The sequence below is a fragment of the Streptomyces sp. NPDC048637 genome (genome assembly GCF_040650675.1).
Lineage (GTDB): Bacteria > Actinomycetota > Actinomycetes > Streptomycetales > Streptomycetaceae > Streptomyces.
Window position 1 is genome coordinate 264640 of sequence record NZ_JBEZHQ010000004.1, and the last position, 26749, is coordinate 291388.

At 73.1% G+C, this 26749-nt stretch carries 23 protein-coding genes; 12 read left to right on the plus strand and 11 right to left on the minus strand.

Annotation, left to right across the window (positions count from 1 at the left end):
* Positions 1–17: 17 nt before the first annotated feature.
* On the plus strand, positions 18–1067 hold the full coding sequence (locus AB0C46_RS08575) for an acyl-CoA desaturase (RefSeq protein ID WP_362826781.1): 1050 nt from the start codon (positions 18–20) through the stop codon (positions 1065–1067).
* Here AB0C46_RS08575 and AB0C46_RS08580 read toward each other — a convergent pair.
* Together AB0C46_RS08580 and AB0C46_RS08585 are read right to left on the minus strand one after the other, a co-directional pair.
* On the minus strand, positions 997–2409 hold the full coding sequence (locus AB0C46_RS08580; protein WP_362826783.1) for an amino acid permease: 1413 nt from the start codon (positions 2407–2409) through the stop codon (positions 997–999). The two genes, AB0C46_RS08575 and AB0C46_RS08580, sit on opposite strands and share 71 nt — an antisense overlap.
* 85 nt (positions 2410–2494) lie before the next feature.
* Entirely contained in the window at positions 2495–4630 is a 2136-nt protein-coding gene (locus AB0C46_RS08585; RefSeq protein WP_362827016.1) for a phage holin family protein, read from the minus strand.
* 339 nt (positions 4631–4969) lie between these two features.
* On the opposite strand from AB0C46_RS08585, the gene AB0C46_RS08590 reads away from it, so the two are divergent.
* From AB0C46_RS08590 to AB0C46_RS08600, 3 genes are all read left to right on the plus strand, one after another.
* Positions 4970–5749 (plus strand): MBL fold metallo-hydrolase, encoded by a 780-nt coding sequence (locus tag AB0C46_RS08590; RefSeq protein ID WP_362826784.1) that lies wholly within the window; start codon positions 4970–4972, stop codon positions 5747–5749.
* A complete protein-coding gene (locus tag AB0C46_RS08595) occupies positions 5749–6384 on the plus strand; it encodes a VTT domain-containing protein (RefSeq protein ID WP_362826786.1) in 636 nt (211 codons plus the stop codon). The genes AB0C46_RS08590 and AB0C46_RS08595 overlap by 1 nt, the downstream gene beginning before the upstream one ends.
* Before the next feature lie 203 nt (positions 6385–6587).
* Positions 6588–7673, plus strand: coding sequence for a hypothetical protein (locus AB0C46_RS08600; RefSeq protein WP_362826788.1), 1086 nt, complete (start codon positions 6588–6590; stop codon positions 7671–7673).
* 84 nt (positions 7674–7757) lie between these two features.
* Here AB0C46_RS08600 and AB0C46_RS08605 read toward each other — a convergent pair whose 3' ends face one another.
* The 3 genes from AB0C46_RS08605 to AB0C46_RS08615 form a co-directional block, all read right to left on the minus strand.
* Complete coding sequence (locus tag AB0C46_RS08605) at positions 7758–8987, minus strand: MBL fold metallo-hydrolase (RefSeq protein ID WP_362826790.1); 1230 nt, start codon at positions 8985–8987, stop codon at positions 7758–7760.
* A gap of 81 nt (positions 8988–9068) precedes the next feature.
* A complete protein-coding gene (locus tag AB0C46_RS08610; RefSeq protein ID WP_362826792.1) occupies positions 9069–10283 on the minus strand; it encodes an aminotransferase class I/II-fold pyridoxal phosphate-dependent enzyme in 1215 nt (404 codons plus the stop codon).
* A 140-nt stretch (positions 10284–10423) separates the two neighbouring features.
* The gene (locus tag AB0C46_RS08615) at positions 10424–10873 is read right to left on the minus strand and encodes a GNAT family N-acetyltransferase (RefSeq protein ID WP_362826794.1); all 450 of its coding nucleotides are present in this window, start codon (positions 10871–10873) and stop codon (positions 10424–10426) included.
* A 136-nt stretch (positions 10874–11009) separates the two neighbouring features.
* Here AB0C46_RS08615 and AB0C46_RS08620 point away from each other — a divergent pair, with 136 nt between their 5' ends.
* From AB0C46_RS08620 to AB0C46_RS08640, 5 genes are all read left to right on the plus strand, one after another.
* A complete protein-coding gene (locus AB0C46_RS08620) occupies positions 11010–12494 on the plus strand; it encodes a phosphatase PAP2 family protein (protein WP_362826795.1) in 1485 nt (494 codons plus the stop codon).
* 152 nt (positions 12495–12646) lie between these two features.
* The gene (locus AB0C46_RS08625) at positions 12647–13462 is read left to right on the plus strand and encodes a class I SAM-dependent methyltransferase (protein ID WP_362826796.1); all 816 of its coding nucleotides are present in this window, start codon (positions 12647–12649) and stop codon (positions 13460–13462) included.
* A gap of 186 nt (positions 13463–13648) precedes the next feature.
* On the plus strand, positions 13649–14827 hold the full coding sequence (locus tag AB0C46_RS08630; RefSeq protein ID WP_362826797.1) for a CapA family protein: 1179 nt from the start codon (positions 13649–13651) through the stop codon (positions 14825–14827).
* A 37-nt stretch (positions 14828–14864) separates the two neighbouring features.
* Positions 14865–15224: a VOC family protein gene (locus tag AB0C46_RS08635; protein WP_362826799.1), complete on the plus strand. Its 360-nt coding sequence runs from the start codon at positions 14865–14867 to the stop codon at positions 15222–15224.
* A 282-nt stretch (positions 15225–15506) separates the two neighbouring features.
* Positions 15507–16697 carry a serine hydrolase domain-containing protein gene (locus AB0C46_RS08640; protein WP_362826801.1) on the plus strand — a complete coding sequence of 397 codons (1191 nt, stop codon included), beginning with the start codon at positions 15507–15509 and terminating at the stop codon, positions 16695–16697.
* 220 nt (positions 16698–16917) lie between these two features.
* On the opposite strand, the gene AB0C46_RS08645 is transcribed toward AB0C46_RS08640, so the two are convergent.
* Positions 16918–18105 (minus strand): MFS transporter, encoded by a 1188-nt coding sequence (locus AB0C46_RS08645; protein ID WP_362826802.1) that lies wholly within the window; start codon positions 18103–18105, stop codon positions 16918–16920.
* A gap of 99 nt (positions 18106–18204) precedes the next feature.
* On the opposite strand from AB0C46_RS08645, the gene AB0C46_RS08650 reads away from it, so the two are divergent.
* Positions 18205–19290: a helix-turn-helix domain-containing protein gene (locus AB0C46_RS08650; RefSeq protein ID WP_362826803.1), complete on the plus strand. Its 1086-nt coding sequence runs from the start codon at positions 18205–18207 to the stop codon at positions 19288–19290.
* A 54-nt stretch (positions 19291–19344) separates the two neighbouring features.
* Here the strand turns inward: AB0C46_RS08650 and AB0C46_RS08655 are convergent, their stop codons facing one another.
* From AB0C46_RS08655 to AB0C46_RS08675, 5 genes are all read right to left on the minus strand, one after another.
* On the minus strand, positions 19345–20268 hold the full coding sequence (locus AB0C46_RS08655) for an NADP-dependent oxidoreductase (protein ID WP_362826805.1): 924 nt from the start codon (positions 20266–20268) through the stop codon (positions 19345–19347).
* Positions 20269–20496: 228 nt separating this feature from the next.
* Entirely contained in the window at positions 20497–22569 is a 2073-nt protein-coding gene (locus AB0C46_RS08660; protein ID WP_362826807.1) for a DUF5107 domain-containing protein, read from the minus strand.
* Positions 22570–22677: 108 nt separating this feature from the next.
* Positions 22678–23583, minus strand: a complete 906-nt coding sequence (locus AB0C46_RS08665; RefSeq protein ID WP_362826808.1) for an arginase family protein — start codon at positions 23581–23583, stop codon at positions 22678–22680.
* Between the two features lie 196 nt (positions 23584–23779).
* Positions 23780–24193, minus strand: coding sequence for a glyoxalase superfamily protein (locus tag AB0C46_RS08670; RefSeq protein ID WP_362826809.1), 414 nt, complete (start codon positions 24191–24193; stop codon positions 23780–23782).
* Positions 24194–24205: 12 nt separating this feature from the next.
* Complete coding sequence (locus tag AB0C46_RS08675; protein WP_362827018.1) at positions 24206–24757, minus strand: GNAT family N-acetyltransferase; 552 nt, start codon at positions 24755–24757, stop codon at positions 24206–24208.
* Between the two features lie 486 nt (positions 24758–25243).
* Here AB0C46_RS08675 and AB0C46_RS08680 point away from each other — a divergent pair, with 486 nt between their 5' ends.
* Both AB0C46_RS08680 and AB0C46_RS08685 read left to right on the plus strand, forming a co-directional pair.
* Complete coding sequence (locus AB0C46_RS08680; RefSeq protein WP_362826810.1) at positions 25244–26431, plus strand: cytochrome P450; 1188 nt, start codon at positions 25244–25246, stop codon at positions 26429–26431.
* A 35-nt stretch (positions 26432–26466) separates the two neighbouring features.
* A complete protein-coding gene (locus tag AB0C46_RS08685; protein ID WP_362826812.1) occupies positions 26467–26661 on the plus strand; it encodes a ferredoxin in 195 nt (64 codons plus the stop codon).
* The last annotated feature ends 88 nt before the right edge of the window (positions 26662–26749 follow it).

The window sequence follows — 26749 nt, forward strand, 5'->3', positions numbered from 1 at the left end:
CCAGAAGACTCCTCGGTATGACGACGAGTCTTGAGTTCTCCCGTTCGGCTGCCGGTCCGGCTGCGGCCGCAGGCAGCGACTTCGCACGGCTGTCGCGCCGCATGGTGGCGGCGGGGCTGCTGAAGCGCCGGCCGGGCTACTACGCCGTGCGGCTCGCGCTCGTGACGATGGCGTTCGCCGGTGGCTGGGTGGCGTTCTTCGCGCTGCGTGACAGCTGGTGGCAGCTGGTCGTGGCCGCGTTCCTGGCGCTGGTGTTCGCGCAGGTCGCGCTGGTCACGCACGATGTGGCGCACCGGCAGGTGTTCCGCGGGCGCCGGCCGAGTGAGGTCGGCGGGCTGCTGTTCGGCAACCTCGGTGTGGGGATGTCGTACGGCTGGTGGATGAACAAGCACACCCGGCATCACGCCAACCCCAACCATGAGGAGCTGGACCCGGATGTCACACCGGACATCCTGGTGTGGTCGCGGGACCAGGCGCGGGCCGCCACGGGGCTGCCCCGCTTCATCGGCCGCTATCAGGCGCAGCTGTTCTTTCCGCTGCTCACACTGGAGGGCTTCAACCTCCGGGTGTCGAGCATCCGGGCGCTGCGGTCGCCGACCATGAAGCACTGGGGAAGCGAGGCGGCGCTGTTGCTGGCGCATATCGTCCTGTATCTCACCGCGCTGTTCCTGGTGCTGTCGCCCGGTAAGGCGCTCGCCTTTCTGCTCGTCCACCAGGCGATCTTCGGTGTCTACCTGGGGTGCACCTTCGCGCCCAACCACAAGGGGATGCCGACGCTGACGGGCGGCGCCCGGCCGGACTTTCTGCGCCGTCAGGTGCTGACCTCACGGAATGTGCGGGGCGGGGCGCTGACCGACGTCCTGCTCGGTGGGCTCAATTACCAGATCGAGCACCACCTCTTCCCCAGCATGCCGACGCCACATCTGCGGCGTGCGCAGACGATCGTGCGGGCGTACTGCGCCGAGATCGGTGTCCCGTACCACGAGACGGGGCTGATCAGGTCGTATGCGGAGGCGCTGCGGCACTTGCGGTGGGTGGGGGAACCGCTTCGTGGTCCGCGGGCGTAGGCAGCGCTTCCGCGGCCGCCGCCTCCTCCTGGCGGGCCGTACGGCGGGCCGCCATCCAGGCGTAGACGAGGATGCCGGCGAACAGGAAGAGCACGCCCTGGTAGATCGCGGCGTAGCCGGCGCCGGCGACGAGCCAGAAGGTGAACCCGAAGGCGGTCAGGGCGAGGGTCAGATCGCGGGCGAAGCGGGCGGGGCGGACCTTGTCACGGCGGCCGGTGAGCAGGAAGTAGACCTGGGCGCCGGCGGCGAGGAGGTAGGGCACGGTCGCCGAGAAGGTGGTGATCAGGACCAGGATCTCGAAGACGCCGCCGGAGCCGATCAGGTAGTTGAGCACCGTGAGGGCGCTGGCCAGGACGACGGCGGCCAGGACGCCGAAGGTCGGCACACCGCGCCGCTTGGTCAGGAACCGTGCGGGGAACAGCCCGTCCTTGGCCGCGGCATACGGGGACTGGGCGCTCATCAGGGTCCAGCCGTTGAGGGCGCCGATGATCGAGACGACGGCGGCGATCGCGACGACCGTGCCGCCCCAGTGCCCGCCGAACATCGCGTTCACCGCGTCGGAGAACGGTGCCTGGGACGTCACCAGCTTGTCGTGGGCGACGGTGCCGAAGACGGCGACGGTGCCCAGGAGGTAGACCACGGCGGAGCCGATGGTGCCGAGGACGGTGGCCCGGCCGACGTTCCGCTCCGGGTCACGGACCTCGCCCGCGCTCATCGCGGCGGACTCCACACCGACGTAGGAGTAGAGCAGGATCGCGGCGGCCGCGGACATCCCGCCGAGCGCACTGCCGCTGCCCTCGTGGAACGAGCCGAGGTTGGCCGGGTCGAAGAAGAACAGGCCGACGACGGCGATGAAGAGCAGCGGGATGAACTTGAGGACGGTGGAGACCGTCTGGACCAGGCCGACGTAGCGGGTGCCGGCGAAGTTGGCGAGGGCCGGCAGCCAGAGCGCACCGAGGGCGATCGCGAGGTCGGTGGCACCGGAGGGGCGGCCGGGCAGCAGGACGTGGACGTAGCCGACGATGGCGACCGCGAGCGCCGCGTTGCTGACCCAGGTCATGGTCCAGTACGACCAGGCGGAGAGGAACCCGGCGAAGTCGCCGAACGCCTCGCGTGCGTAGACGTAGGGGCCGCCGGTGTCCGGATGGCGCTCGGCGAGCCGGCCGAAGACCAGGGCGAGGGCGACGGCACCGACGGTCAGTACGCCGAAGGCGACCAGACTGACGGTGCCGAACGGGGCCACCGATGCCGGCAGCAGAAAGATGCCGCCACCGATGATGTTGCCCATCACTAGGCAGGTGGCGGTTCCCAGACCGAAGCGGCGCGTGTGCCGGTCGTTCATGGTGTGGTGGGCCTCTCGTCGTGCGCTGTGCACCCGGGGTTACCGAGCGGTGTTCATCGTCGGCGATCGGTGGCGTCCGCCAAAATCAGCGGGTTTTGTCCTGCGCAGCGGGGTCCTGGGACGGAAGACCTTCGGGCGGACGTACCCCGCGCCGGAGTTCGTCCGCAGCGGGCTCCAGGGGCAGTTGCGGCCCCTGGGCCTCCCCCAGCCAGCGGCGCAGCACCCGGTGCACCTGTTCGGCGCCGGTCAGCGGCTCGCCGTCCGGGGCCGGCGGGGTCAGCTCGACGGGCCAGAGGAGGAAGGGGCGGCTCTGGGCGCCGCCCAGTCCGCCGTGCGAGCCGATCTGCTCCTCGAAGGCGTGTACCGCGCCGGTCGTCGGGTCGCAGGCGGAGTTGACCATGAGGTCGGCGACGTGCGGGAAGCGGTCGGTGCGGCGTACGGCATTGGCCGCGCCGTCGCCGAACGGTGCCAGGGGATCGGCACCGATGACACGGCCGGTGTCGAGATGGTGCTCGGCACCGGCCGGGCCGAGCACCACGGGGCCGTGCACCGCGGAGCGGACCAGCAGAAAGCCGATGCCGGGGTGGTTGGCGAGGGTGGCGAGCAGGGCGGGGTGTCTGCGGTCCAGTTCCTCGCGGGTGATCCGGCCGGGCACGTCGGGGAAGGACACCAGACCGAGGTTTCCGGAGCCCAGTACGAGGGGCTGGGAGGAGCCCGGCCCCGCCGTCCGCTCCGGGCGCCGTCCCGCCGCCTCCTCGGGGCGGTGCAGCGCGGCCCGCGCGGCCTCCCTGGCCTCGGCTCCGCTCGGTGTGCGGCCCGCGCGGCGGGGCACCGGCAGCCCGCAGCCGGCGCGGACGAGATCGCCCAGGCTCAGCCCGTAGCGCTCCAGGAACGTCGGGCCGTGGCTCTGGCCGTGGTCGGAGAGCAGCACGATGCGGTAGGGGCGCGGCGCGTGCCGGGCGGCCCTGGCGATCAGCGCGAGGGCCCGGTCGAGGCTGCGCAGGACCTGGAGCGCATCGCGGTGGGCGGGCCCGGAGTGATGGGCCACCTCGTCGTAGGCGACGAGGTCGGCGTAGATGGCGCTGCGGCCGGCGAGCAGGTCGCCGATGACGGCCGCGACCACCACATCGCGCTCGACGACGGTGGCGAAGGCCCGGATAACGGGGTAGAGGCCGCCTCGGGTGACCCGCGGACGTTCGCGGCGGAAGCGGGTGCGCAGGGACTGGACGAGCTCGCGGACGACCTCGGCGACGAAGGAGACCGCGGTGCGGGTCGCATTGGCCGGGTCGGAGAAGTAGGCGAAGTAGCCGGCGCGGGAGCGGTTGTACTTGCCGCGCCGGGCCGCCACCGACATCACCAGGGCCACCTGGTCGGCGCCGCCGCTGAAGAGGTTGCCGCGGCTGGCGCCGTCACAGGCGAGCAGTCCGCCGTCGCCGGTGCGCTCGATGGCGCGGCGCTGGAGTTCGGCGGCGCTGCTGGGCCGGTTGCTGACGACGACGGTGCGGGTGTCCTTCTCGTACCAGCGGAAGGCCGGCACGTCCTCGTTGCTGCCGTGCAGGAGGGCGAGCTGGCTGGCGCCGGTCTGGCTGGACCAGTCGGTGTGCCAGGGGGTGAGGCGGTGGCCGGCGCCGGTCCAGCGGGCGACGGTCGGCATCAGCGGCTGCTCGCCCTGGGCGGCCTCACGCAGCAGGTCGTGGCCCACGCCGTCGAGCTGGAGGAAGACCGTGCCCGGGGTGGCCGGGCCGGGGGCGGTGCCGGCCCGGCGGCCGTGGCGGCGGCCGGCGAGCCGGACCAGTCTGCGGTGGTAGGCCTCGTCATTGCGCACCGCGAGGAAGGCGGAGGTGGCCGAGGAGGCGGCGGACATCACGGCCGCGACGATCACCGCGGTCTCCGGTGCGGCCTGTCCGCGTCCCTCGGGGAGCAGAGCGAGGGCGAGCACCAGCAGAGAGCCGTTGAGGAAGAAGACCAGCAGTCCGAGGACGAGCGCCGGCACCAGCAGCAGGGCACGGACGAGAACGGGCCACACCAGCGCGCTGAGCAGGCCGAACGCGCCGGCGCCCAGCGCTGCGGTGGCGGCGGTGCGGGTGAGGCTGTCGCCGCCCGGCGACTGCAGCCGGAAGTCGGGCAGCAGCCCGGCGAGCACGAGCAGGGTGAGGCTGGACACGAGCCAGACCGCGAGCACCCGGAACAGGGCACCGCTGAGGGCTTTCCACCGCGGCATCCGCACGCCGTCCCACCTCACCCTCCGGCCCGCCCCGGCAGTGCGGGCCTGCCGCCAGCATGGCACCACGTGCCGGGGGGACAAGTGCTGCCCCGTATACGGCATCGGACGCATCCGCGGATACGGGAACGCACCGCCCGGCCCCGCCGGTACGCCGCTCCCGGTACGCAGCTCCCGGCACACCCCGGGGCCGGGTCAGGGCAACACCGTGCGCCGAACCCGGCCGCTCCCCGCCGGCCGTTTTCCGGTCCGGATGGTGGAGGATCGAGAGGACGCACACGGGAAGCGGCACGGCCGCCCGCGGAAACGGGGGCGGCGCGTCGGGACGGGAGGTGCTCGGTGTCGGTGGAGGTCACCTGGTGGGGGCATGCCACTGTGACGGTCGAGGACTCCGGGGTGCGGGTGCTGACGGATCCGCTGTTCGTGCGCCGGCTGGCCCATCTGCGGCGTCGGCGGGGCGCGCTGCCGCCGGCCGAGGCCGCACGGGCCGATGTCGTCCTGGTCTCGCATCTGCACGCCGACCATCTGCACCCCGCCTCGCTGGCCCGGCTCGCGCCGGGGACCCGGCTGGTGGTGCCGCGCGGGGCGACGGCCGCGGTGCCGGGGCTGCGGCGGGTGGCCGCGGCCCGTGCGCTGCGGGTCACCGAGCTGCGGGCGGGCGAGGAGTGCGCGGCCGGTGCGGTGACGGTCCGCGCGGTGTCCGCCGCGCACGACGGGCGGCGGCTGCCCTGCGGACCGCGCCGGGTGCCGGCGCTCGGCTATGTCGTGCGGGGCACGGCCCGGACGTACTTCGCGGGCGACACCGGGCTGTTCGAGGAGATGGCGGCGGAGGTCGGGCCGTGCGAGGTGGCGCTGCTGCCGGTGGGGGGCTGGGGGCCGTTCCTCGGCCACGGGCATCTCGACGCGCGGCGGGCGGCGCAGGCGGCGGCGCGGCTGGCGCCGTGCTGCGCGGTCCCGGTGCACTACGGCACGTACTGGCCGATCGGGATGGATGCCGTACGGCCGCATGAATTCCACGCGCCGGGCCAGGAGTTCGAGCGGCAGACGGCGCTGCTGGCGCCGGAGGTGACGGTGCACCGGCTCGGGCACGGCGAGTCGGTGCGGCCGAAGGTCGTGTGATGACGCTCTTCGGTGAGCTGGTGCGGAACGTACCGCCGGAGTCGACGCAGCAGGTGGTCGGCTATCCGTCGCTGTTCCTGCTGGTGGTGCTCGGGTCGCTGGTGCCCGTGGTGCCGACGGGAGCGGTGGTCAGTTCGGCGGCGGTGGTCGCCTTCCATCACACCTCGCCGTTCGCGCCGCTGATGGTCTTCGTGGTGGCGTCGTGCGCCGCGTTCCTCGGCGATGTGGGGCTGTATTCGCTCGGGCGGCGCGGCAGCCACTCGCCCCACGGTTCGCGCTGGCTGGCACGGCTGCGCGCCCGCGCCGCGCCGGACCGGCTGGCCCGGGCACAGCACAAACTGCGGGAGCACGGGGTCCTGGTGCTGGTGCTGTCCCGGCTGATGCCCGCGGGGCGGATCCCGGTCATGCTGGCGTGTCTGCTCGCGGCGGTGCCGCTGCGACGGTTCGTCCGCGGCGATGTTCCGGCGTGTCTGGCGTGGGCGGCGACGTATCAGCTGATCGGGCTGCTGAGCGGTTCGCTGTTCCGCAGTGCGTGGCAGGGCGTGGCCATGGCGGTCGCCCTGACCGTGGTGATCGGGGTGGCGCCGGCGCTCTGGCGGCGCGTCAGGGTGGGCGGGGGCGCGGGCGGGTCCTGAAGCGTCCCCTGGTCCGTGTGACGGGCCGGTCGATGTGACGGGCCCGTCGATATGTCGTGCCGTCCCGCGGGGGCCGCCCCACCGGCTTGGGCCGCACCCGTACGCCCACAGGAAGCAGCCGGGAGAACCGTCAACGCACTCGAAGGCGTCCATGCCGAGGCGACCAGGGCAGACCTGGAGGAAGACAACGAGAAGGAAGCACTGTGACGATCACTCCTCGCCTGGTGGCGGAGTACCGGATCCCGGGGGTCTGGTATGCCCTGTCCGGAGACGGGCGGTTCGATCTGAGCGGGCCGCATCCACGGCTGACGCTCAAGGGTCCGGACTCGCTGCGGGTGTACGAGCTGGCCGAGGACCGGGAGTTGCTCGCCGCGTTCCCCCGGCCCGCTCCGCACGGGAGATCTGTGGAGGACTGGGTTGCTCCGGACCTGTCTTTCGTGGTTTTCCAGAACGAGACCTCCTACACAGCCGTCGACCGGGACGGCAACCGGCTGTGGCAGCGGTCTTTCGGCGCCTGGTCCACAGGCCGGTGGGGCGACGTCGGCTTCGCCATGGCGGGGCCGTACCGGGAAACCCAGATCCTGCTGCGACTGCCGTCGGACACCCCCGGCAAGAGCCTCTTCGTCACGCTGGACTCCGCGGGAAATGAGCTGGTGCGCAACGTCCTCCCGTGCGGTGGAGCAGAGCGGTATGTGGGGCTGACGTGGGGACCCGAGGGCTATCTGACGGGTGTGTACGCATCCGGCGGTGGTGCGCGAAGGACGCACTATCAGGCATCCCTGGCCTGCGGCCATATCGTCCTCGGCAGGCAGACGACGGCGCCTGCCACCCACCCGGCGCTGCGCGGCCGGTTCCCCCTGTCCACGAACCCGTCGGGCACCGGGGAGATGAGCGTCGACGAGGGCGGTCAGGACGTGCGCTGGCACCGGCTTCCGTCCCTCGAAGTGGCGGCGGTACTGCGGTTGAGCGACTTCCCCCCACCGGGCACGGGTGACTGCTCGGTCCATGACCGGCTGTGGATCTCCTTCCGGGGCGGCTACGTTGACGCGGACACCGCCCTGGTGACCTTGCACAACGACTACAACGAGGCCCGGGTCCTCATGTTCGGCGAGGACATCTGGGAGGAACACAGCCATTGGCTGGCCGACCCGGCGACCGGTGCACTCCACGGCCGGATCGACTACCCGATGCGCGACGTCGAGACCGTGCTGCTCCTCGGCGACGGAACGTGGGTGACCACGGAGCGGGACGTCCTCTACCGCTGGTCGGCCCCGGACGGTGAACGCTGAACCCGGACCGCCGCTACCGGAGAGAAACCAGGTCAGGACGTGCAAGCGAAGGAAGTCCCGGCCAGGGGACTCCGGCCGCGGTGCTCAGCGTCCGGCCAGCACCCGGGAGGCGCCGACGGGCAGATCCCAGAGGTCCTCTCGGGGGCGTCCGGTGGCGGCCCAGGCGGTGCGGACCCGGTGCAGTGGTTCCAGGGGCGGCTCGCCGGAGAGCAGGAAGGTCGACCAGTGCATCGGGGCCAGGGCGCGGGCGCCCAGGTCCTGGCAGGCCTTGACCGCCTCCTCCGGGTCGGTGTGCACCGGCCGCAGCATCCAGCGCGGGTCGTAGGCGCCGATGGGCAGCAGGGCCAGGTCGATGCCGGGGTAGCGGCGGCCGATCTCCTCGAACCAGTGGCCGTAGCCGGTGTCCCCGGCGAAGTGGACCCGCCGCCCGTCGGGCGCGGTCAGCAGCCAGCCGCCCCACAGGGAGCGGCAGGTGTCGGTCAGGGTGCGCTTGCTCCAGTGGTGGGCGGGGACGAAGTCGATGCGTACGGGGCCGCCGGGGGCGGGCAGTTCGACCGCCTCCCACCAGTCGAGATCGGTGACCTGGGTGAAGCCGCGGCGGCGGGCCCAGGGCGCCAGTCCGGCGGGGAGCAGCAGCGGGGTGTGCCGCGGCAGCCGCTTGAGGGTCGGGGCGTCGAGGTGGTCGTAGTGGTTGTGGCTGATGACGACGGCATCGACCGGCGGCAGGTCCTCCCAGCGGACGCCCACGGGGGTGACCCGTGCGGGCGTGCCGAGGATCTTGCGGGACCAGACCGGGTCGGTCAGTACGGTCAGCCCGCCGATCCGGATGATCCAGCTGGCGTGCCCGGCCCAGGTGAGGGCGAGGGTGGTGGTGTCGGCGGCCGGCATCGGGCCCGGTGCGAAGGGCAGTTGCTGGATCTCCCGGAGCGTCTCGGGGGGCGGGCGCAGTTTGCCCTCCCGGGCGATCCGGGCCAGGGCGCGGACACCGGGCAGCGGCGCGGTCAGCCGGTGGGTGAAGTCCCGTGGCCAGGTGCGGGGTTCGCCCAGCGGGCGTGGTGCGGCGAGCGGGGGCGGGGTGGCATGGGGGAGGACCGGCGCGTCCGCGGTGGCCTGCCCGGTGGCCTGCCCCGTTGCCTGCCCGGTGGCCGGGCCCGCGGGATGGCCCGCTCCCCCGCCCGCTCCCCCGCCCGGCCCGGCGCCGTCGCCGGGTGCGGCGGGCGGGAGCCGCTCGGTGTCGGGGAGCCGTTCGGTGTCGGGGAGCCGCTCGGTGTCGGGGAGCTGCTCGGCAAGGGAGCGCTCGGTCTGTTCGGTCATCGAGGGGCTCCTTTGGGCGGACGGAACCGGGGCGGGTTCAGGGTGAGGTGGGGCGCGGCCGGGCGCCGTGCGGGGCGGCGGTCAGCCGTCCGCGGAGGTCGTGAGTCCGGCCAGCGCGCGGGACAGGGCGGTCAACGCCTCGGTGATGTGCGGGAGTTCCAGCGGATCGGGGGCCGCCAGGGCGCGCCGCCGCTGCTCCTGGCCGGCGCCCAGCAGCGCCTCGGCGCCGAGCCGTACCCGCAGGGCACCCGGTGCGTCACCGAAGTGGTGTCCGCCGCGTGCCGCCCAGGGCGCCAACTTCCGTTCCAGTGCGTGGGATTCCACGATTCCGCGGACCCCGAGAGGCCGGCGCAGCGGCTCGAAGTCGGCGTACAGATGGCTGCCGGAGTGCGGTGGACGGCAGACGGCACCGGCCTCGGTGACGATGTGGTGGAGCGCCGCGGCGAGCACGCCGTACACCCGGGCGACGGTGGCCGTTCTGGCGCGCACCTCGTCGGGCTCGCCGAGCGCATGGGTGACGGCGCAGCCGAGCGGCCCCGGAAGCGGTGTACGGACCGCGGCGAGCGCGTCCAGCACGGCGGCCCGGAGGGCGGCTCCCCGGCCGGTGCCGGGGAAGCGGGCCAGCGCGGCGGGCCAGGAGGCGGGCACCAGCGTGGCCCGCAGGTCGGTGAGCACCACGACCCCGTCGGGCAGCATCTCGGCGGGGCTGAGCACCACGGTGTCATGCGGATCGTGCAGCAGATCGCGGCGGCTCTCGTCGCTGATGATCCACAGACCTTCGTCCGCCGCCGCCTCACAGACCTCGTGCAGCTGTTCCGGCGCGGGACAGGTGCCGGTCGGGTCGTCGGCGACGGACAGGACCAGCACGCGCGGGGAGTCGCCGTGCATCCGGGCCCGGCGGACGGTCTCCAGCAGCGCGAACGGGTCGGGCACCCCGCCCGATTCCGCCGGTACGGGGACGAGGTGCACCGGCCGGCCCAGCAGCCGGGCGGGGGGTGCGTACGACGCGGAGCAGGGCCGCGGCAGCACCACCGCCCCGCCGGCCGCGGCGTACAGCGCGAGGAGCAGGGCCGGTGCCCCGGGGGCGGCGAGCACCCGGTCGGGGGTGGTGACCAGACCACGGCGTTCCCAGTAGCCGCAGGCGGCGGTGCGCAGCGGCGCGGCGCCGCCCAAGGGCTCGGCTTCGGTGCGGTCGGCGGCCGCGGAGAGGTGCGCGGCGAGTTCTGGGAGGACCGGCAGGCCCACCGGCGGATCCGGGTCCGGCTCGCGCTGCGGATCCCGGGCGGTCCGCTGCATCCGTACCTCCACTCCACGACGGCGGGTCGATCGTGGGCCCATCACATGAAGGGCGGCCGCGTCCACCTTGGCAGATCACGGGGGTGGCGACGGGGGCGACACGTCAGCGGAGGGTGGGACCGGCGCTCCGGGACCGGCGCTCAATACGCCGGGCACGCCGGCTGCGCCTCGTAGCGGTGCACCGTGACCACCTCGCCGGTGCCCCAGTCCTGCCGCTCGGTGGCGCGGCGCCGCCAGCCCTGCCGCTCGTAGAGGGCGATGGCCGCGGTGTCCGTGGTCTTCACCTCCAGTACGGGCCGCAGGCCGCGGGCCGCCGCCTCCGCCGCGACGGCGCGCAGCAGCCGTCCGCCGAGGCCCGCACCGCGTGCGGCGGGTGCGACATAGAGCCGGCTGACCTCGGCGCCGCACAGCGCCGCGTGGCCGGTGACCGTGCCGTCCGTCCCGGCGACCCATGCGGCGGTCAGCCCCTCGGGGGTCAGCCAGCGCGCCGGATCGTCCGGCCAGTGGTGCGGATAGCCACTGTGGGTGTGCACCTCGGCCAGGACCGCCACACAGGCATCGAGGTCGCTGTCCTGACGTCTCCTGATCATCCGGGCATGGAAGCACAGCTGGCGGGAGCCCGGCAGCCCCTGGGCCGTACGGGTCCGGACGCTCCGCGGCGCCGCGCGTGGTGCCCGCGCGGCGGGATCCTGCCTGTTCCGGGCCGTCTGGGGTACAAGGTGGCGCATGCGATCGCTACTGACCCATCTCGACCGGCGGACCTTCGACCTGATTGCCGCGCGCGAATGGCCGGGCGCGCAGCGGGTGCTGCCCCGGCTGACCCGGAGCGCCAATCACGGGCTGCTGTGGTTCGGCCTCGCGGCCGGTGCGGCCGCGCTGGGCGGCCGGCCGATGCGTCGGGCCGCGCTGCGCGGCGTGGCCTCGCTGGCCGTGGCGTCGGCGACGGTGAACACCCTCGGCAAGCGCTCCGTACGGCGGCAGCGCCCGCTGCTGGACACGGTGCCGGTGATACGGCAGCTGCACCGCCAGCCGTTCACCTCTTCCTTCCCTTCCGGGCACGCGGCCTCGGCGGTGGCGTTCGCGACCGGTGTGGCCATGGAGAACAAGTGGTGGGGTCTGGCGGTGGCGCCGGTCGCCGCGTCGGTGGCCTTCTCCCGCGTCTATACGGGTGTGCACTATCCGGGTGATGTGCTGGCGGGTGCCGCGCTGGGGGCCGGTGCGGCGTTCGCGGTGCGCGGTTTCGCACCGACCCGCGCCCAGTTGGCGCCGCCCGCCCGGCCGCGCGCGCAGGCGCCCGCACTGCCGGGCGGCCGCGGTCTGGCCGTGGTGGCCAACCAGAGGTCGGGGCAGCGTTCCGGCCCCCGCCCGGACCGGGCCGCGGAGGTGCACGGGGTGCTGCCGAAGGCCGAGGTGACGGTGTGTGGCGAGCCGGACGGGCCGTCGCTGGACAAGGCCCTGGAGGATGCCGCGGAGCGGGCGAAGGAGCTGGGCGGTGCGCTGGGGGTGCTCGGCGGGGACGGCACCGTCAATGCCGCGGCGGCGGTCGCGGTACGGCACGGGCTGCCGCTCGCGGTGCTGCCCGGCGGCACGCTGAACCACTTCGCATACGACCTGGGGATCGAGACCTATGCGGCGGCGGCCCGCGCCGTGGAGACCGGTGAGGCCGTCGCGGTGGATGTGGCGCGCTTCCGGGCCGGGCCGCATCTGGAGGGGCGGCAGTTTCTCAACACCTTCTCGATCGGCGCGTATCCGGAGGTGGTGCGGATCCGCGAGCGGTGGGCGGGCCGGATCGGCGCCTGGCCTGCCGGGGTGCTGGCGGCGTGGGAGGTGCTGCGCACCGCCGAGCCGCTGACCCTCCGGATCAATGGCGAGCGGCGCGCCGTATGGCTGCTGTTCGTCGGCAACTGCCAGTACCGGGGGCTGGGGTTCGCCCCGGTGCGGCGACACGATCTGGCGGACGGGGTGCTCGATGTGCGGGTGGTGCACGGCGGCCGGCTGGCCCGCACCCGGCTGCTCCTGGCGGCTCTGACGGGCACCCCGCGCAGCTCTCCGGTGCTCGGTGAGGCGCGCCTGTCCCGGCTGCGGATCAGCGACCTCCCGGAGGGCACCACGCTGGCGTTCGACGGCGAAGTGGCCCACGCGCCAGGCGAGTTGACGCTGGAGAAGCAGAACGAGGCGCTGACGGTCTATCGCCTGCTGCCCGAATCATGAGACCCCACTCTCATTATTCGGGATGGCGGCGTACGGTGTGAGCACCACACCGAGGGGCGGCCGCAGTGCGACGCGAGCGGCGCCCGGGCGGCGACCGGGGATGCCGTCGCGCGCCGCCCGGTCGCCCTCCGACGCATGTGAAGGAGCCGACCATGCCGCAGGAATCCGCCGTCTACACCCATGGCCACCATGAGTCCGTACTGCGCTCCCACACCTGGCGCACGGCCGCCAACTCGGCCGGATACCTGCTCGGCGCACTGCGTCCGCACATGCAGATCCTGGACATCGGCTGCGGCCCCGGCACCATCACCGCCGATCTGGCCGCACTGGTGCCGGACGGGCAGGTCACCGGCCTGGAGTACGCGCCGGACGTCCTGGAGCAGGCGCGCGCCACGGCCGCCGGCCGCGGGGTGACCAACGTCCGCTTCGCGGTCGGGGACGTCCACGCACTGGACTACCCCGATGACACCTTCTGCGTGGTGCACGCCCATCAGGTCCTGCAGCACGTGGGCGACCCCGTCCAGGCGCTGCGCGAGATGCGCCGGGTCACCAGGCCGGGCGGGATCGTCGCCGTCCGCGATTCGGACTACGCAGCGATGACCTGGTACCCGGAGAGCGACGGGATGACCGACTGGCTCCGGCTGTACCAGCGGGTGGCCCGCGCCAACGGGGGCGAGCCGGACGCCGGACGCCGGCTGCACGCCTGGGCGCGGCAGGCCGGTTTCGCCCCGGACGCGATCACCGCCACGGCCGCCACCTGGCTCTTCCGCACGCCCGAGGAGCGGTCCTGGTGGAGCGAGCTCTGGGCGGACCGCACGGTCAGCTCCTCGTACGCGCGGAGAGCGGTGGACGGCGGGCACGCCACGACGGAGCAGCTGCACCGGATCGCGCAGGCCTGGCGGAGCTGGGGCGCCGAGGAGGACGGCTGGTTCGGCATCCTGCACGGCGAGGTCCTCTGCCGCGTCTGACCGCGGCGCACCCCGCCCGGCCCGGACACGGACCGCGCACCCCGGCACCGGCGGTGCGCGGCTGCCCCGCCCCCGCGAACCGCCGGGCGGTCCGCCCCTCCGCGGCCCCCTCCGCACATCCCTCCGACGGCCCAGCCACGCCCCTCCCCGGCAGATAAATCCTATTAATCCCGATATGGATGGGGTGTGACCCCACAACGACGCCTGGCCGCGATAGCCGCGCTGACCCTCCTGGCGGCGGGCTGCGGCACCCAGCAGCCCGCCGGCCCCGCCCGCTCCGCGCCGCCCGCCCCGCCGGGCGGCGCACGGGCCTCCGCCACATCCGGCTTCACCCTCCTGGCCACCGGCGATGTGCTGCCGCACCGCGAGATCATCCGGCGGTCCGGTGACGACGCGCACGGCCACGGCCATGACTTCCGCGCCATGTTCGCCGGGGTGAAACCGGTGGTCTCCGGCGCCGACCTGGCGATCTGCCATATGGAGACGATCTACGGCAGGGACGGCGGGCCGTTCACCGGCTACCCCAGCTTCAAGTCCCCGCCCCAGGTCGCCGCCGCCCTCAAGGACGCCGGCTATGACTCCTGCTCCACCGCCTCCAACCACACCCTCGACGACGGCGCCGACGGGGTGCACCGCACCCTCGGCGCCATGGACTCGGTCGGCCTGCGCCATGCCGGCTCGGCCCGCTCCGCCGCCGAGGCCTCCCGGATCACGCTGCTGCGGGCCGGCCCCGCGAAGGTCGCCCAACTCTCGTACACCTACGGCACCAATGGCATACCGCTGCCCGGCAAGGCACCCTGGGCGGTCAATCTGATCGACCGGAAGAAGATCCTCGCCGATGCCCGCGCGGCCCGCCGGGCCGGTGCGGATGTGGTGGTCGTCAGCATCCACTGGGGCACCGAGTGGCAGCAGCCGCCGGACGAGCAACAGCGCACCCTGGCCCGCGCGCTGACCGCCGCACGCACCGGGGGACGGCCCGACATCGATCTGATCCTGGGCACCCATGCGCATGTTCCACAGGCGTACGAGAAGGTCAACGGCACCTGGGTCGTCTACGGAATGGGCGACCAGCTCGCGGGCCATATGTTCAACCACAGCGACCAGCCGGACGGCCGCGGCAACCAGAGCTCGATGGCCCGCTTCACCTTCGCCGGACCGGCCTCTCCCGGCGGGCGCTGGACGGTCCGCAAGGCGGAGTTCCTCCCCCAGCTCACCGATGTGAACGACGGATTCCGGGTCGTGAACCTCAATGCGGCGCTGGCCGGGCAGCCCGGACGCAGCGACTACGCACGGGCCCGGGACAGCATCCGGGACATCGTGCTGTCCCGGGGCGCGGCGAAGAGCGGTCTGATCATGGGCAAGTGATCGCGTACCGGCAGGCCCCCCAACTAGGGTGGCCCGTATGGACATTCTGGGGACCTCATTGCGGGTGTGCGTCGGTGATCTCGATTCCGCGATCGGCGTCTACGAACGGCTGACCGGTGCCGAGGCCATCCGCTTCCAGCGCGGCGGGGTGGCGGTCGCGGCCGTCGGGTGCTTCTTCCTGATGAGCGGCCCCGAGGCGGAGTTGTCGGTGCTGCGGAAGATCACCGCGACCCTCGCCGTCAAGGACGTGGACGACGCGGTGACCGACCTGAAGGCGGTCGGCGCGGACATCATCGCCGGCCCCCTGCCCACACCGATCGGCCGCAATCTGGTGGCCCGCCACCCGGACGGTTCGATCTTCGAGTACGTGGACCGGAAGCAGGACGGGGAGGGCTAGGGCCTGTCTTCCGGAGGGGCCTCTTCAGCCGGCCTGGCCGCCGCGCAGCAGCCCGACGGCCCGTGCCGGGGCGTGACGTCCGGGGCGTCCGTGCGCTGGAGGGATCGTGCGAGGCTGCGGGGCGTGCGGCGGGTGCGGGGTGTGAACGGCTGCCCGAGGCCGGGGGGTTACCCCTACTGTGCAGGGACCCGCTGTCCGGATGGTTCAGTGGATCTTGGACGTGCAGGCTGAGCGGGTCCGGATTCGCGAGGTGCCCGGCCGGGTGCACAAGGAAGGTTCCCCATGCTCGATCGCGCTGGTCAGGTTCCGCGGGTGCGCCTCTCGGTGTCCGGGCGGCGGCGGGTGATCGCGATGACGGCCGTGATGGCCGCCGCGCTGGCGGTGGGCGCGGCACTGCCCCCGTCCGCGACGCAGGCCGACGGCTCCGCGGATGCCGTGCGGAAGGGGCTGGACCGTCTGGTGCACGAGGACCGGTACCCCGCCGCCCTGGCGTCCACCGTCGGCCGTGACGGGCGCATCCACCACTTCACCGCCGGTGTCGCGGATGTGCGGACCGGGGCGAAGGTGCCGGTCGACGGGCAGGTGCGGGCGGCGAGCAATACCAAGGCGTTCACCGCCACGGTTGTCCTGCAGCTGGCCGGCGAGGGCAAGGTCGCCCTCGACGCCCCCATCGAGCAGTATCTGCCGGGCCTGGTGCGCGGCGGGGGCATCGACGGCCGCCGCATCACGGTACGCCAACTGCTGCAGCACACCAGCGGACTGCCCGACTACACCGACTTCATGGGCGACCCCACCGGCAAGGAGCGCCACACCTACGTCCAGCCCCGCACCCTGCTCGACACTGCGCTGGCACACAAGGCGCTGTTCGCTCCCGGTACCAAATGGGCGTACAGCAACACCAACTACCTCCTGGCCGGTCTGCTCATCGAGAAGGTCACCGGCCGCCCGCTCGCCGAGCAGATCACGCAGCGGGTCATCGACCGGGCCGGGCTGCGCCACACCTACTTCCCCGGCGCGGGCGACGAGAGCATCCGGGAAGCGCACCCCCAGGGCTACTTCGCCGTGAAGCCCGGGAGACCGCTGCAGAACATCACGGAACTGGACCCCTCCTGGGGATGGGCTGCCGGGCAGGTGATCTCCACCCCGGGCGACCTGAACCGCTTCTTCACCGCCCTGCTCGACGGCACGTTGCTCCGGCCCGCGCAGCTCGCCCAGATGCGCACCACCGTCAGGGTCCCCGAGAGTGCCGGTATCGGGTCCGGCGTCCGGTACGGGCTGGGAGTGACCAGCACGCCGCTGAGCTGCGGCGGGCTGGCGTGGGGTCATGGCGGGGACATCCCCGGCTACGGCACACGCACCGGTGTCACCGATGACGGCCGCGCCGTCACGGTCGCCGTCACCGCCGACGGACCGCCCACCAAGCAGGGCCCGCGCGATGTCCTGACCCTCCTCGACACCACCCTCTGTGGGTAGCCCCGGCGCCCCGGTGACCGTGCGACGTCCGGTGGCCGTGCCGGTCTCTGGCGGGCTCCGCACAGCCGGCTGCGTCCGCCGCTGCTGCACACCGTCGCCAACAGCGATTGCCGAGTTCATGCGCCTGCTCGCGGCCGGCGGCAGCAACCGCTGAGCCGCGTTCCCCGGTCCTTCTCGGTGGCAACGGCTGTTCCGTTGCACTTCACCCGCCGGATCCGGCTCAGTGGGCGACGACGGCGGCGGAGACGAGCGTCGCAGCGGCGAGGCTGCCCCAGAGGGCGGCCGGGCCGTGGGGTGCGAGAGCGGTGATGGCCGCCGGGGAGACGGCGAGGCCGAAGCCCGTGGAGAGTTCGAAGCGGGCGAGGGTGCGTCCCAGGACATGGGCCGGGGCGAGGGCGGTGACGAGCGCGGTGGCGCTGCCGGCGTAGATGATCTCGCCGAGAGTGCAGACCACGGACACCATGGCGACGGCCGGGGCACCCCAGCCGTGTCCCAGCGAGGTGGCCGCGAGGAAGCCGAGGTAGGACACGGTGAGTACCACGCCGGCGAGAGCCAGCACGGTCCGCCGCCGGAAGCGGGACATCAGGACGGTGACCGGAACCTGCAGGGTGACCACCAGCACCGTGTTGGCCACGAAGATGGCCGCCGACCACACCGGGGAGGCGTGCAGCTGTGTCACCAGCACCAGAGGGAGCGCGATTTCGGGGACGTTGAGGCAGAAGACGTAGAGCACGTTGGCGGCCAGCAGCCCGCGCATCCGGGGTGCGGGCCCGTCGTCGTCCCTGTCCTCGGCCGGGGTGCCGGCCGGCTGCGCGCGCAGGTGGACCGACCATGCCAAGGCCGCCGCAACGAGATAGGCGAGCCCGGTGACGGCTGCCAGCGCCTGCAGTGCGGTGGTGCCGCCCGTCAGGCAGGCGGTGGCAAGGAGCGCGCCCACGCCCAGGCCGGCGTTGCGCAGGGCGCGGCCGCCCGCGAGAGCGGCGTCCCGGTCCCGGCCGTGGGCGACCGTGGCCACCAGAGCCGCATGGGCGGCCGGCCAGGCCTGGTTGCCGATGCCCAGGAAGAGCGCCGCCGCCGCGAACAGCCAGACGTGCCCCGCCGGGGCGGCCAGCAGCAGCGCCACGCCCAGCACCCGCACCAGCATCGACGCGGCCACGACCGTGCTGCGTGCGCCCCGGTCCAGCCATCGGCCCACCGCTGGCATGCACACCAGACCCACGACGACGCCGACCGTCATGGCGGTGCCGGTGACCGGCGCGGACAGCCTCAGCACCGTCACCCCGTAGAGCAGCAGAAAGGGCCGCAGCAGGCCGGTGCCGAGCGCGTCCACGGCCAGGGCGACGGCATAGCGGGGGCCTCCGGAGGCCCGGACGAGGGCGCGGGGCTGGATCTTGGTGGTGGTTGCCATGGCGTCAACGGTGGGTTCGGCCGCCGGGCCGGCTCCGTGGGTTGACGGACACCGTCAATCGACGCCGTCGGCGGCCAACCGGTCCGTGATGATGAGGGGGTGACATTGAGGATCGACATCAGCGGCCTGCCGTCCGAGCGGCTGCGGTTCACCGCCTCCCCGCTGGCCGAGCTGACCGCCATGCTGCATGTGCTGGCCGAACCCGGGCATCATCCGCAGCTCGCCGGCTGGGCCGCGGATGTCTGGGCCGGACTGCGGCCGGAGCCGGCCGAGCGGTTGCGGGAGGCGGAGTTCCTCTGGCGTTCCTCACAGGCCGACTTCCTGATCCCCGCCCGGCCCCGGCCGACCCTCGCCGAGGAGTTGGACGACGTGGACCGGATCGACGACGACACGTATGTGACCGCCGCCCTCGTCACCACGTGCGGCAGCAGCCGGGGCCGCTTCGCCGCGCCGTCGCCGCTCACCGACGCGAGCGCGCGCGAGCGGGCCCTGGACCTCGCCCAGGCCCGCGGCGCGCGGCAAGAGGCCTTCGCGGAACGGCTGCTCGCGGACCCGGCCGCTGTGCGGGCGCGGGTGCGCCACACTCTCGAACAGTGCGCCGAGGCCTTCTTCGACGCCGCCTGGGCGGGCGTCGTCGTGCAGCTCGCCACCGACCTGCGCCTGAAGAACGACCTGCTCAAGCGCCAGGGCATCGGGGCGGCACTCGCCTCGGTCTCCGACGCCGTCACCCTGGCACCGGACGGCGACTGCATCATCGTGGACAAGCTGCTGGACAAGGCGACCGCGGCCCACGGCACCGGGGTCACCTTCATCCCCAGTGTCTTCGGCCGCCCGCACCTGGTGGCGGTCCACACACCCGGGTGGCAGCCGGTGGTGCAGTACCCCGTGGCCGAGCCGAGTCCCGCAGAGCCGGTATCGCTGGAAACGGTCACACGACGGCTGGAGGCACTCGCCCATCCGGTACGGCTGCGGCTGCTGCGCGCCCTGGCCCGCGGCCCGCACACCACCCGTGAGCTGGCCCACGCCTGGGAACTCTCACCCCCGGAGGTGTCCCGCCACCTCACGGTCCTGCGCCGCGCGGGCCTGCTCACGGCCCGTCGGCACGGTCGTTACGTCCGCTACACCCTCAATCTGCCCGATCTGACGGCGCTGGGCGCCGACCTGCTGGCGGCCGTACTGCGCTGAGCAGCTTCGGCCTGCCGCCAACGGCGCCCCGTTGGACGCCGCACAGCTCCCGCCTCAGGAAACATCCAGCACGATCTTGCCGCGGGTCCGGCCCGTCATGCTCTGCCGGAACGCCTCGGCCGCTTCGGGCAGTGGGAAGGCCGACGCGACCGGCACGGTCAGCTTGCCGGCGTCCGCGAGCGCGCCGAGGGCGGTCAGGTCGGCGGTGTCCGGGCGGACCCACACCATGTGGCCGCCCTTCGCCTTCACCTCGCCGTCGGCGATGGAGGCCACCCGGCCGCGGTCCTTGAGCAGTTCCTGCGAGACGTCCACGACGCCACCGCCGACGAAGTCCACAGCCGCATCGACGCCTTCGGGCGTCAGCTCGCGCACCCGTCCGGCGAGGCCGTCGCCGTATGTCACCGGCTCGGCGCCCAGGGAGCGCAGGAACTCATGATTGCGCTCGCTGGCCGTGCCGATGACGCGCGCTCCCTGCGCGACCGCGATCTGGACGGCGAGCGAGCCGACGCCGCCCGCGGCGGCGTGCACCAGAACGGTCTCGCCCGCCGTCACACCGACCCGGCCCAGTGCCTGATAGGCCGTCAGTCCGGCGAGCGGAAGCCCCGCGGCCTGCTGCCAGCTGAGCGACGCCGGCTTGGGTGCCAGGGTCCTGACCGGCGCGGCGACCAGCTCGGCGAAGGTGCCGTGCTGGACCTCGTCCTTGCGGACATAGCCGATGACCTCGTCGCCGATCGCGTACTCGGTGGCGTCCGCGCCGACCGCCTCGACCACGCCGGCCACATCCCACCCGGGGATGAGCGGGAAGTGACCGTCCATCATCGGGTCCAGATACCCCCCGACGATCTTCCAGTCCACCGGATTGACCCCGGCCGCCTTGACCCGGATCAGGAACGAGTCCGGACCCACCTTCGGATCGGGGTGGTCGGTGTAGGCGAGGACCTCGGGGCCGCCGTAGCTGTTTGCGATGATTGCCTTCATGATCCGCTACAACGCGTGAACGGCCGGGGTTCATTCCACGGTCGCACGGACGTTCACCGAGATGTGGCGCGGACGGTCACCGAGATGGCGTACGAGGCGCGCGGAGAGGCCGCCCTCAACGCCGGTCACCGCTGCGGCCCTTCCCGGACGCCCTTGCTCCTGCCCGTCAGCAGCCGTCCGCCGGGGCCCTCCAGCGTTTCCGCCTTGTCCCGGAGCAGGACGGCGAGGTCACCTTTGAGACTGCCGGTGTCCGGCTGCGGGCCGAGGTTGCTCGCCCAGCGGCCGCATCCGGTACTCGTAGCGCTCCGGGAGCGGATGCGCGGACCGGGCCGCGGCGCGGACCTCCTCGGTGACCGGGCCGCCACCCGCGACCAGTTGCTCGGCGATGGCGTACCAGGTGTCGCCGAGCACCTCGTCGCCCTCCCGCAGACCTGCGATCTCGAAGCCGGCCTCGAAGATCTCCCGGGCCGCGGCCGGCCGGCCCTGGGCGAGCAGCACCTGTGCGGTCAGCAACCGGAAGCGGCCGTCGGCCGGGTCGGCCGGCGGCAGGTCCGCCAGCAGCTGCGCGGCCTCATCGGTACGGCCGGCCGCGAGCAGCGCGGGCACCGCCTCCCGGGCGAGCGCCGGCAGCACCACCCGCCAGGCCCGTGCGGCCGGGTCCGGTGCCGATGCCGCCCGGACCGCCTCGGCGCAGGCCTGCGCATACCGGTCGGCGGCGCGGGCCGGATCGCCCGCCGTGGACTCGGCAACGGCCAGGCAGTACAGCGGCAGACAGCCGGCGCCGTGCCCAACGGCCCGCTCCCAGCTGCGGACCGCCTGGGCACGGTCGCCGGCCTGCCACTGGGCGAGCCCCAGGTGGTAGTCGGTGGACGGGCCGGACGGTGCGGACTCCAGCAGATCGCGCCAGGCGGGCGCGGTCAGCACCGGTCCGGGTACGGGGCCACCGGCCGGCAGGTCCCCGGTCCTCAGCAACGTCAGCCACGGCTCCTGCTCCGCGCCCAGCGTGGCCGGGCCGAAGGGCGTACCGGGCAGATCCAGGCCCATGCGGGCCGCCTCCAGTGCGCCCCAGCCGGAGCCGGTGGCCAGCGACTCCTTCGGTTCCTGGTCGGCATACGGCAGCCAGGCGGCATACGCGGCCTCGACGTCCGTCCGGGGCAGGGCGGCCTGCAGCCGGGCGGCGACCTCTTCGCGGGCCGCACCCCAGTCCGCGCCATGCACCGTCGCGGGGTCGGTGGCCAGCGGCCCGTACGCCTCCAGCCAGGTGAACTCGCCGCCGGCATCCAGCGGCACATGCTCCAGCTGGGTACGGGCCAGACCGGCCTGGATCTCGGCGTAGCCGCCGGTGCCCGGCTGGGTGAGCCACTGCTGCCAGCGCCGCCCGGCCCGCCCCGCGCCCCACAGGAAGAGCTTGCGGCCGCGCAGGGTGTCGGTGGAGGTCTGCACCAGCCCGCGGCCGTCCGCGTCGAGGGAGGTGACCCAGCGGCGGGCGCGGTCGGGCACGTCGTAGAAGTAGTCGGCGGGGTAGGTGCTGCGCAGGGGGTAACTGCGGTCGGTGCCGTCGCATTCGGGGACCGGGACGCGGCGCAGGGTCCGTGCGTAGCCGAAGTGCCAGGCCTCGTCGGCGGGGGCCAGGACACGGGTGCGCTCGCCTTCGGGCACGGCGGTATTGGACCACCAGTAGACCGGCACGGTGTGGTGGTGCGGATTGCGGATGCGCACGCCCACATGGAGGAAATCGGACCCCTCGGGCAGCCACAGGTCCACCTGGAAGGGCAGATCGCGCAGCCGCTCCCACTCCCACAGCCGCAGCATCTCCCCGCCGTCCGGCGCCGGGACACGGGCGGCGTGCAGCGGGGCACAGGAGAGGGTGGTGTGCCCGGTGGCGCCGATGTTCCACTCGATTCCGCCGGAGAACCATGCGCCGTTGAGGGCGAAGGCGGCGGGCTGCAACACCGGGTTGCGGTAGAGGAGTTCACGGTCGCTGGGCTTGTGGTGCAGGGAGTACACCCGGCCGCCGAGGCCGGGCAGGACGGTGGCGCGCAGCCGGTCGTTCTCGATGACCAGCGCATCGAGGTCGGTGCTCCGGCGGGCCCGGCCGTAGCCGTCGCGCAGCGGGGCGGGCAGGATCGAGCGCAGCGGTGCCCAGCCGATCTGCCGCGCCATGTCGGCGGGCAGACCGGCGTCCTGAGGGACCTCGATGCGGTGCGGGTCGTGGCCGGCGCGCAGCGCGGGGAGGGGGCTGTCCGGGCCGAGGGGAGCGGCGGGAAGGGTCAGGGTGGTGCGTCGCACACGGGTGGCCACGGCTGCCTCGCAATGCTGGACCGGGCCACCCCGGCTGCGGCGGCCTCCTGTTGACCATGGAACCGCGTGATCGCCGCTCTGCACAGGGCTGCGCGATGCCGGGCGAGGTCAGGGTTGCGCAAAGACACCCTCAAGGAGGTCCGCGAGCAGCGCCGCACCGGTCCCTTCGGGGTCGCGGTCCGGGTCGTAGATGGTCACGTTGATACCGACGCAGCGCGGTGAGGCGGCCAACGGGCCGAGCAGCGCCCGGAGTTCACCGGTGAGCAGTCCGTCGGGGTCGGGGCTGTCGACGGCCGGCATGACGGACGGGTCGAGGACATCCGCGTCGAGATGGATCCAGAAGCCGTCGAGCGGGGGGTGCTGGAAGTGAGTGAGGACGTCGCGGGCGACCGCCTCCGGGCCGCGTTGCCGGATCTCGCCGACCGGGACGTGGCTGATGCCGAGGCCGGTCAGCTCCTCCTGGTCCTCGTCCACATCGCGGATGCCGAGGGCGCACACATCCTCGTCGCGGACGTACGGCCGCAGCCCGTCGAGGTCCGTGAGGTCCGCCTGGCCCCGTCCGGTGATCTGCGCCAGACCCTCGCCGGCCGCGGCCCCGACCGGGCCGGAGACCGCCGTGTTGCCCGGGTGCCGGAAGTCGCCGTGCCCGTCGAGGTAGGCGACGCCGTAGCGCCCCAGCCGCCGCAGCGCGAGCACCGCACCGAGCAGGATGCTGCAGTCACCGCCCAGCACCACCGGGAAGTCACCACTGCCCACATGCCCCTCGATGCGTGTCGCGAGCCGGCCCGTATAGGCGGCGATGGCGGCGGCGTTGAAGTCGCCGTCGCCCTCCTTCCACTCCCCCAGGTCGTAACGCGGCGGCACCACCACACCGCCCTCCAGCGCACCGAGCCGGCGCAGCAGTCCCTGTTCACGCAGTGCGCCCGCGAGCTTGTAGCAGCCGGGAACGGTGCCGGGCGCGGGCGGTCGCAGCCCCAGGTTGGAGGGGGCATCGATCAGTACGGTACGGCGCATACGGTGATCGTCACACAGCCGCACCGGAAATGGGGAGGCCCGGGGAGACCCGGCGAAATAGCCTGGTACTTCGGCTCATTGGCGCAGGCAGAACGGAAGTCGGCACCCATGACGCCCCAGCACGCCTACCGAGTGATCGTCCGTGGCAAGTGGGACGGGCTGACGGCCGGGTCCCGGGCGAAGCACACCATGAAGATCAACCGCAAGTCCCGGTAGCCGGGGCCCCGTCGGACGGCTCCGCGGCGGCGCCGGGTTCGTTGAACCGCAACCGGTTGCCGAAGGGATCGGTCAGCGTGAGCGAGGTCCCGATCTCGTCCTGCTCCAGACCGGGCCGCAGATACGGGTAGTCCTTCCCGGCCAGCTCGGCGTGCAGCGCGCGCACCCCGCTCAGCTCGGCGTACACCGTGGAGCCGGGCGTCGCGTCGCCGTGGTGCTCCGACAGATGCAGCACGAGATCGCCGCGCGACACCTGGGTGTAGAGCGGCATACCGGGCTCGAAGCGGTGCTCCCAGTCGACCGTGCAGCCGAGGTAGTCGAGGTAGAACTCATGGGCCTTGGCGACGTCGAAGATCCGGAAGACCGGCACGGTGCGGTGGAAGTCGATGGTCATGCGGACATCGAATCACTCTGTCCGCCCGGAGACCATCTCGGCGGTGATCGCCCAGCGTTCGTGGTCGCGCCAGGCGCCGTCGATGAAGAGGAAGTCCGGGGAGAATCCCTCCAGCCGGAACCCGGCCCGTTTGACCAGGGCGATCGACAGCTCGTTGGCCGGCTGGATGTTGACCTCCAGCCGGTGCAGCCCCAGCTCCGTGAAGGCGTGGTGCACCACGAGCCGCAGGCCCTCGCTCATCAGCCCGCGGCCGGCGGCGTGCGCAAAGGCGCCGTAGCCGATCGCGCCGCAGCGGAACGCGCCGTGCACGATGTTGTTGACCGTGAGGTAGCCGGCGATCCGGCCACCGGCCGCCTCACAGATCAAGAAGCCCTCGCGCTGCGGCTCCTGGAGCCGCAGCAGATAGCCGTCGTACGCGGCGTCCGTGGTGGGCGGGAAGAGCCAGGGGCGGTGCAGCTCCGCGCTCTCCCGCGCCAGCGCGGTGAACTCTTCCCGGTCGGCGGCGGTGAAGTGCCGGATACCCACCCGCGGGCCGCGCGCGAGATAGCGGTCGTTGCTCGTCACCGGAAGATCGTACGCAGACCGCACGAAGGCGGTGGCAACGGCGCCGTCGTCGACGTGGACGGCGGGCAGCGGACCGCCGTCGCGGCGGGCGGCCAGCTCGGCCGCCGCGAGCGCGCAGACCGCGACCGAGCGGGCCAGCGGCAGCACCGGGAGCCCGGCCGCCAGCAGTCCGGGCGGACCGCCGTAGGTGATCCGCCCGGTCAGCCCCGGGCCACCGGTGCGGTGAGGCGGGCGACCGTGCCGAGGGTGACCCGGCCGCCCGCGACCGCTCTCCGGACGGCGCGCTCGCCCCCTCGCCCAGCCGTGGAACGGAGCGGAGCGGGCCGAACACGGCCTTTCCTGCACGAAGTTGGCCGAACTGCGCGTAGACATACCCGGCATCCGAGGCATGAGGTGAGATCGGCGCGGCGAACACGGCGCGCCACAGCGTTGCCATCTCACACACGAGCAACTCGAGCCACTCGAGACTCGTAAGGGAGGAATTTCGTGACTGAAGCCATCCCCTACTTTCAGAACCGCACCTGTCCCTACCACCCGCCCGCCGCATATCAGCCACTGCGCGAGGCCGGCCCGCTGACCCATGTCACGCTCTACGACGGCCGCACGGTGTGGGCGGTCACCGGCCACACCGAGGCACGGGCGCTGCTGACCGACCAGCGGCTCTCCGCCGACCGGCAGAACCCGGCCTTCCCGGTCCCGTTCGAACGCTTCGCGGCCATCCGCCGGGGCCGGGCACCGCTGATCGGGGTCGACGACCCGGAGCACAACACCCAGCGCCGGATGCTGATCCCCAGCTTCAGCCTCAAGCGGACCGCCACGCTGCGTCCGGAGATCCAGCGTGTCGTCGACGGGCTGCTCGACCGGATGCTGGACCAGGGCCCGCCCGCCGAGCTGGTCTCCGCGTTCGCCCTGCCGGTCCCCTCGATGGTGATCTGCGCACTGCTCGGTGTCCCGTACGCCGACCATGAGTTCTTCGAGGAGGAGTCCCGCCGTATCCTGCGCGGCCGATCGGCCGGGGAAGCGGAGGACGCCCGGCTGAAGCTGGAGGAGTACTTCACCGGGCTGATCGCCGCCAAGGAGAAGAACCCGGGCGACGGGCTGCTGGACGAGCTGATCGCGGACCGGCTGCGGACCGGCGCGCTCACCCGTGAAGAGCTGGCCGGGCTCGCCATGATCCTGCTGGTGGCCGGGCATGAGACCACCGCCAACATGATCTCGCTCGCCACCTTCACCCTGCTGGAGCACCCCGAGCAGCTGGCGCAGCTCAAGGCCGACGAGGGTCTGATGCCGGCCGCCATCGAGGAGCTGCTGCGGTTCCTGTCCATCGCGGACGGCCTGCTGCGGGTGGCGACGGCGGACATCGAGATCGGCGGACAGCTCATCCGCGCCGGCGACGGGGTCCTGCTCCCCACCTCGCTGATCAACCGGGACGATGCCGCCTACCCGGCACCGGACGAGCTGGACCTCGGCCGTTCGGCCCGCCATCACGTGGCATTCGGCTTCGGGATCCACCAGTGTCTGGGGCAGAACCTCGCCCGCGCGGAGATGGAGATCGCGCTGCGCTCGCTGTTCACCAGGATCCCGGAGCTGCGGCTCGCCGTGCCGGCCGCGGAGATTCCGTTCAAGGCCGGAGACACTCTGCAAGGCATGATCGAACTGCCGCTGGCCTGGTAGCAGCCAGGACGGCAGACCAGAGAAAGGGGTCCGGAATGCGGATCGCGATCGACACCGACCGCTGTATCGGCGCCGGCCAGTGCGCCCTGACCACGCCGGGGGTCTTCACCCAGGACGACGACGGTTTCAGTGCGCTGCTGCCCGGCCGTGAGGACGGCGCGGGCGACCCGCTGGTGCGGGAAGCCGCCCGCGCCTGCCCCGTGCAGGCCATCACGGTCACGGACGACTGAGCAGCCCCCCTCGCGGACGCCCCGGCTGACGCGCACGGCTTCCGGCTGACACCCGGCGCCTGTGGCGTGCCCGAGACGCTCCGCCCCT

Coding starts and splice junctions, on each gene's coding strand:
- AB0C46_RS08575 (WP_362826781.1), top strand. CDS start 18: ATGACGACGAGTCTTGAGTTCTCCCGTTCGGCTGCCGGTCCGGCTGCG.
- AB0C46_RS08580 (WP_362826783.1), bottom strand. CDS start 2,409: ATGAACGACCGGCACACGCGCCGCTTCGGTCTGGGAACCGCCACCTGC.
- AB0C46_RS08585 (WP_362827016.1), bottom strand. CDS start 4,630: ATGCCGCGGTGGAAAGCCCTCAGCGGTGCCCTGTTCCGGGTGCTCGCG.
- AB0C46_RS08595 (WP_362826786.1), top strand. CDS start 5,749: ATGACGCTCTTCGGTGAGCTGGTGCGGAACGTACCGCCGGAGTCGACG.
- AB0C46_RS08605 (WP_362826790.1), bottom strand. CDS start 8,987: ATGACCGAACAGACCGAGCGCTCCCTTGCCGAGCAGCTCCCCGACACC.
- AB0C46_RS08610 (WP_362826792.1), bottom strand. CDS start 10,283: ATGCAGCGGACCGCCCGGGATCCGCAGCGCGAGCCGGACCCGGATCCG.
- AB0C46_RS08615 (WP_362826794.1), bottom strand. CDS start 10,873: ATGATCAGGAGACGTCAGGACAGCGACCTCGATGCCTGTGTGGCGGTC.
- AB0C46_RS08620 (WP_362826795.1), top strand. CDS start 11,010: ATGCGATCGCTACTGACCCATCTCGACCGGCGGACCTTCGACCTGATT.
- AB0C46_RS08625 (WP_362826796.1), top strand. CDS start 12,647: ATGCCGCAGGAATCCGCCGTCTACACCCATGGCCACCATGAGTCCGTA.
- AB0C46_RS08635 (WP_362826799.1), top strand. CDS start 14,865: ATGGACATTCTGGGGACCTCATTGCGGGTGTGCGTCGGTGATCTCGAT.
- AB0C46_RS08640 (WP_362826801.1), top strand. CDS start 15,507: ATGCTCGATCGCGCTGGTCAGGTTCCGCGGGTGCGCCTCTCGGTGTCC.
- AB0C46_RS08645 (WP_362826802.1), bottom strand. CDS start 18,105: ATGGCAACCACCACCAAGATCCAGCCCCGCGCCCTCGTCCGGGCCTCC.
- AB0C46_RS08655 (WP_362826805.1), bottom strand. CDS start 20,268: ATGAAGGCAATCATCGCAAACAGCTACGGCGGCCCCGAGGTCCTCGCC.
- AB0C46_RS08665 (WP_362826808.1), bottom strand. CDS start 23,583: ATGCGCCGTACCGTACTGATCGATGCCCCCTCCAACCTGGGGCTGCGA.
- AB0C46_RS08670 (WP_362826809.1), bottom strand. CDS start 24,193: ATGACCATCGACTTCCACCGCACCGTGCCGGTCTTCCGGATCTTCGAC.
- AB0C46_RS08685 (WP_362826812.1), top strand. CDS start 26,467: ATGCGGATCGCGATCGACACCGACCGCTGTATCGGCGCCGGCCAGTGC.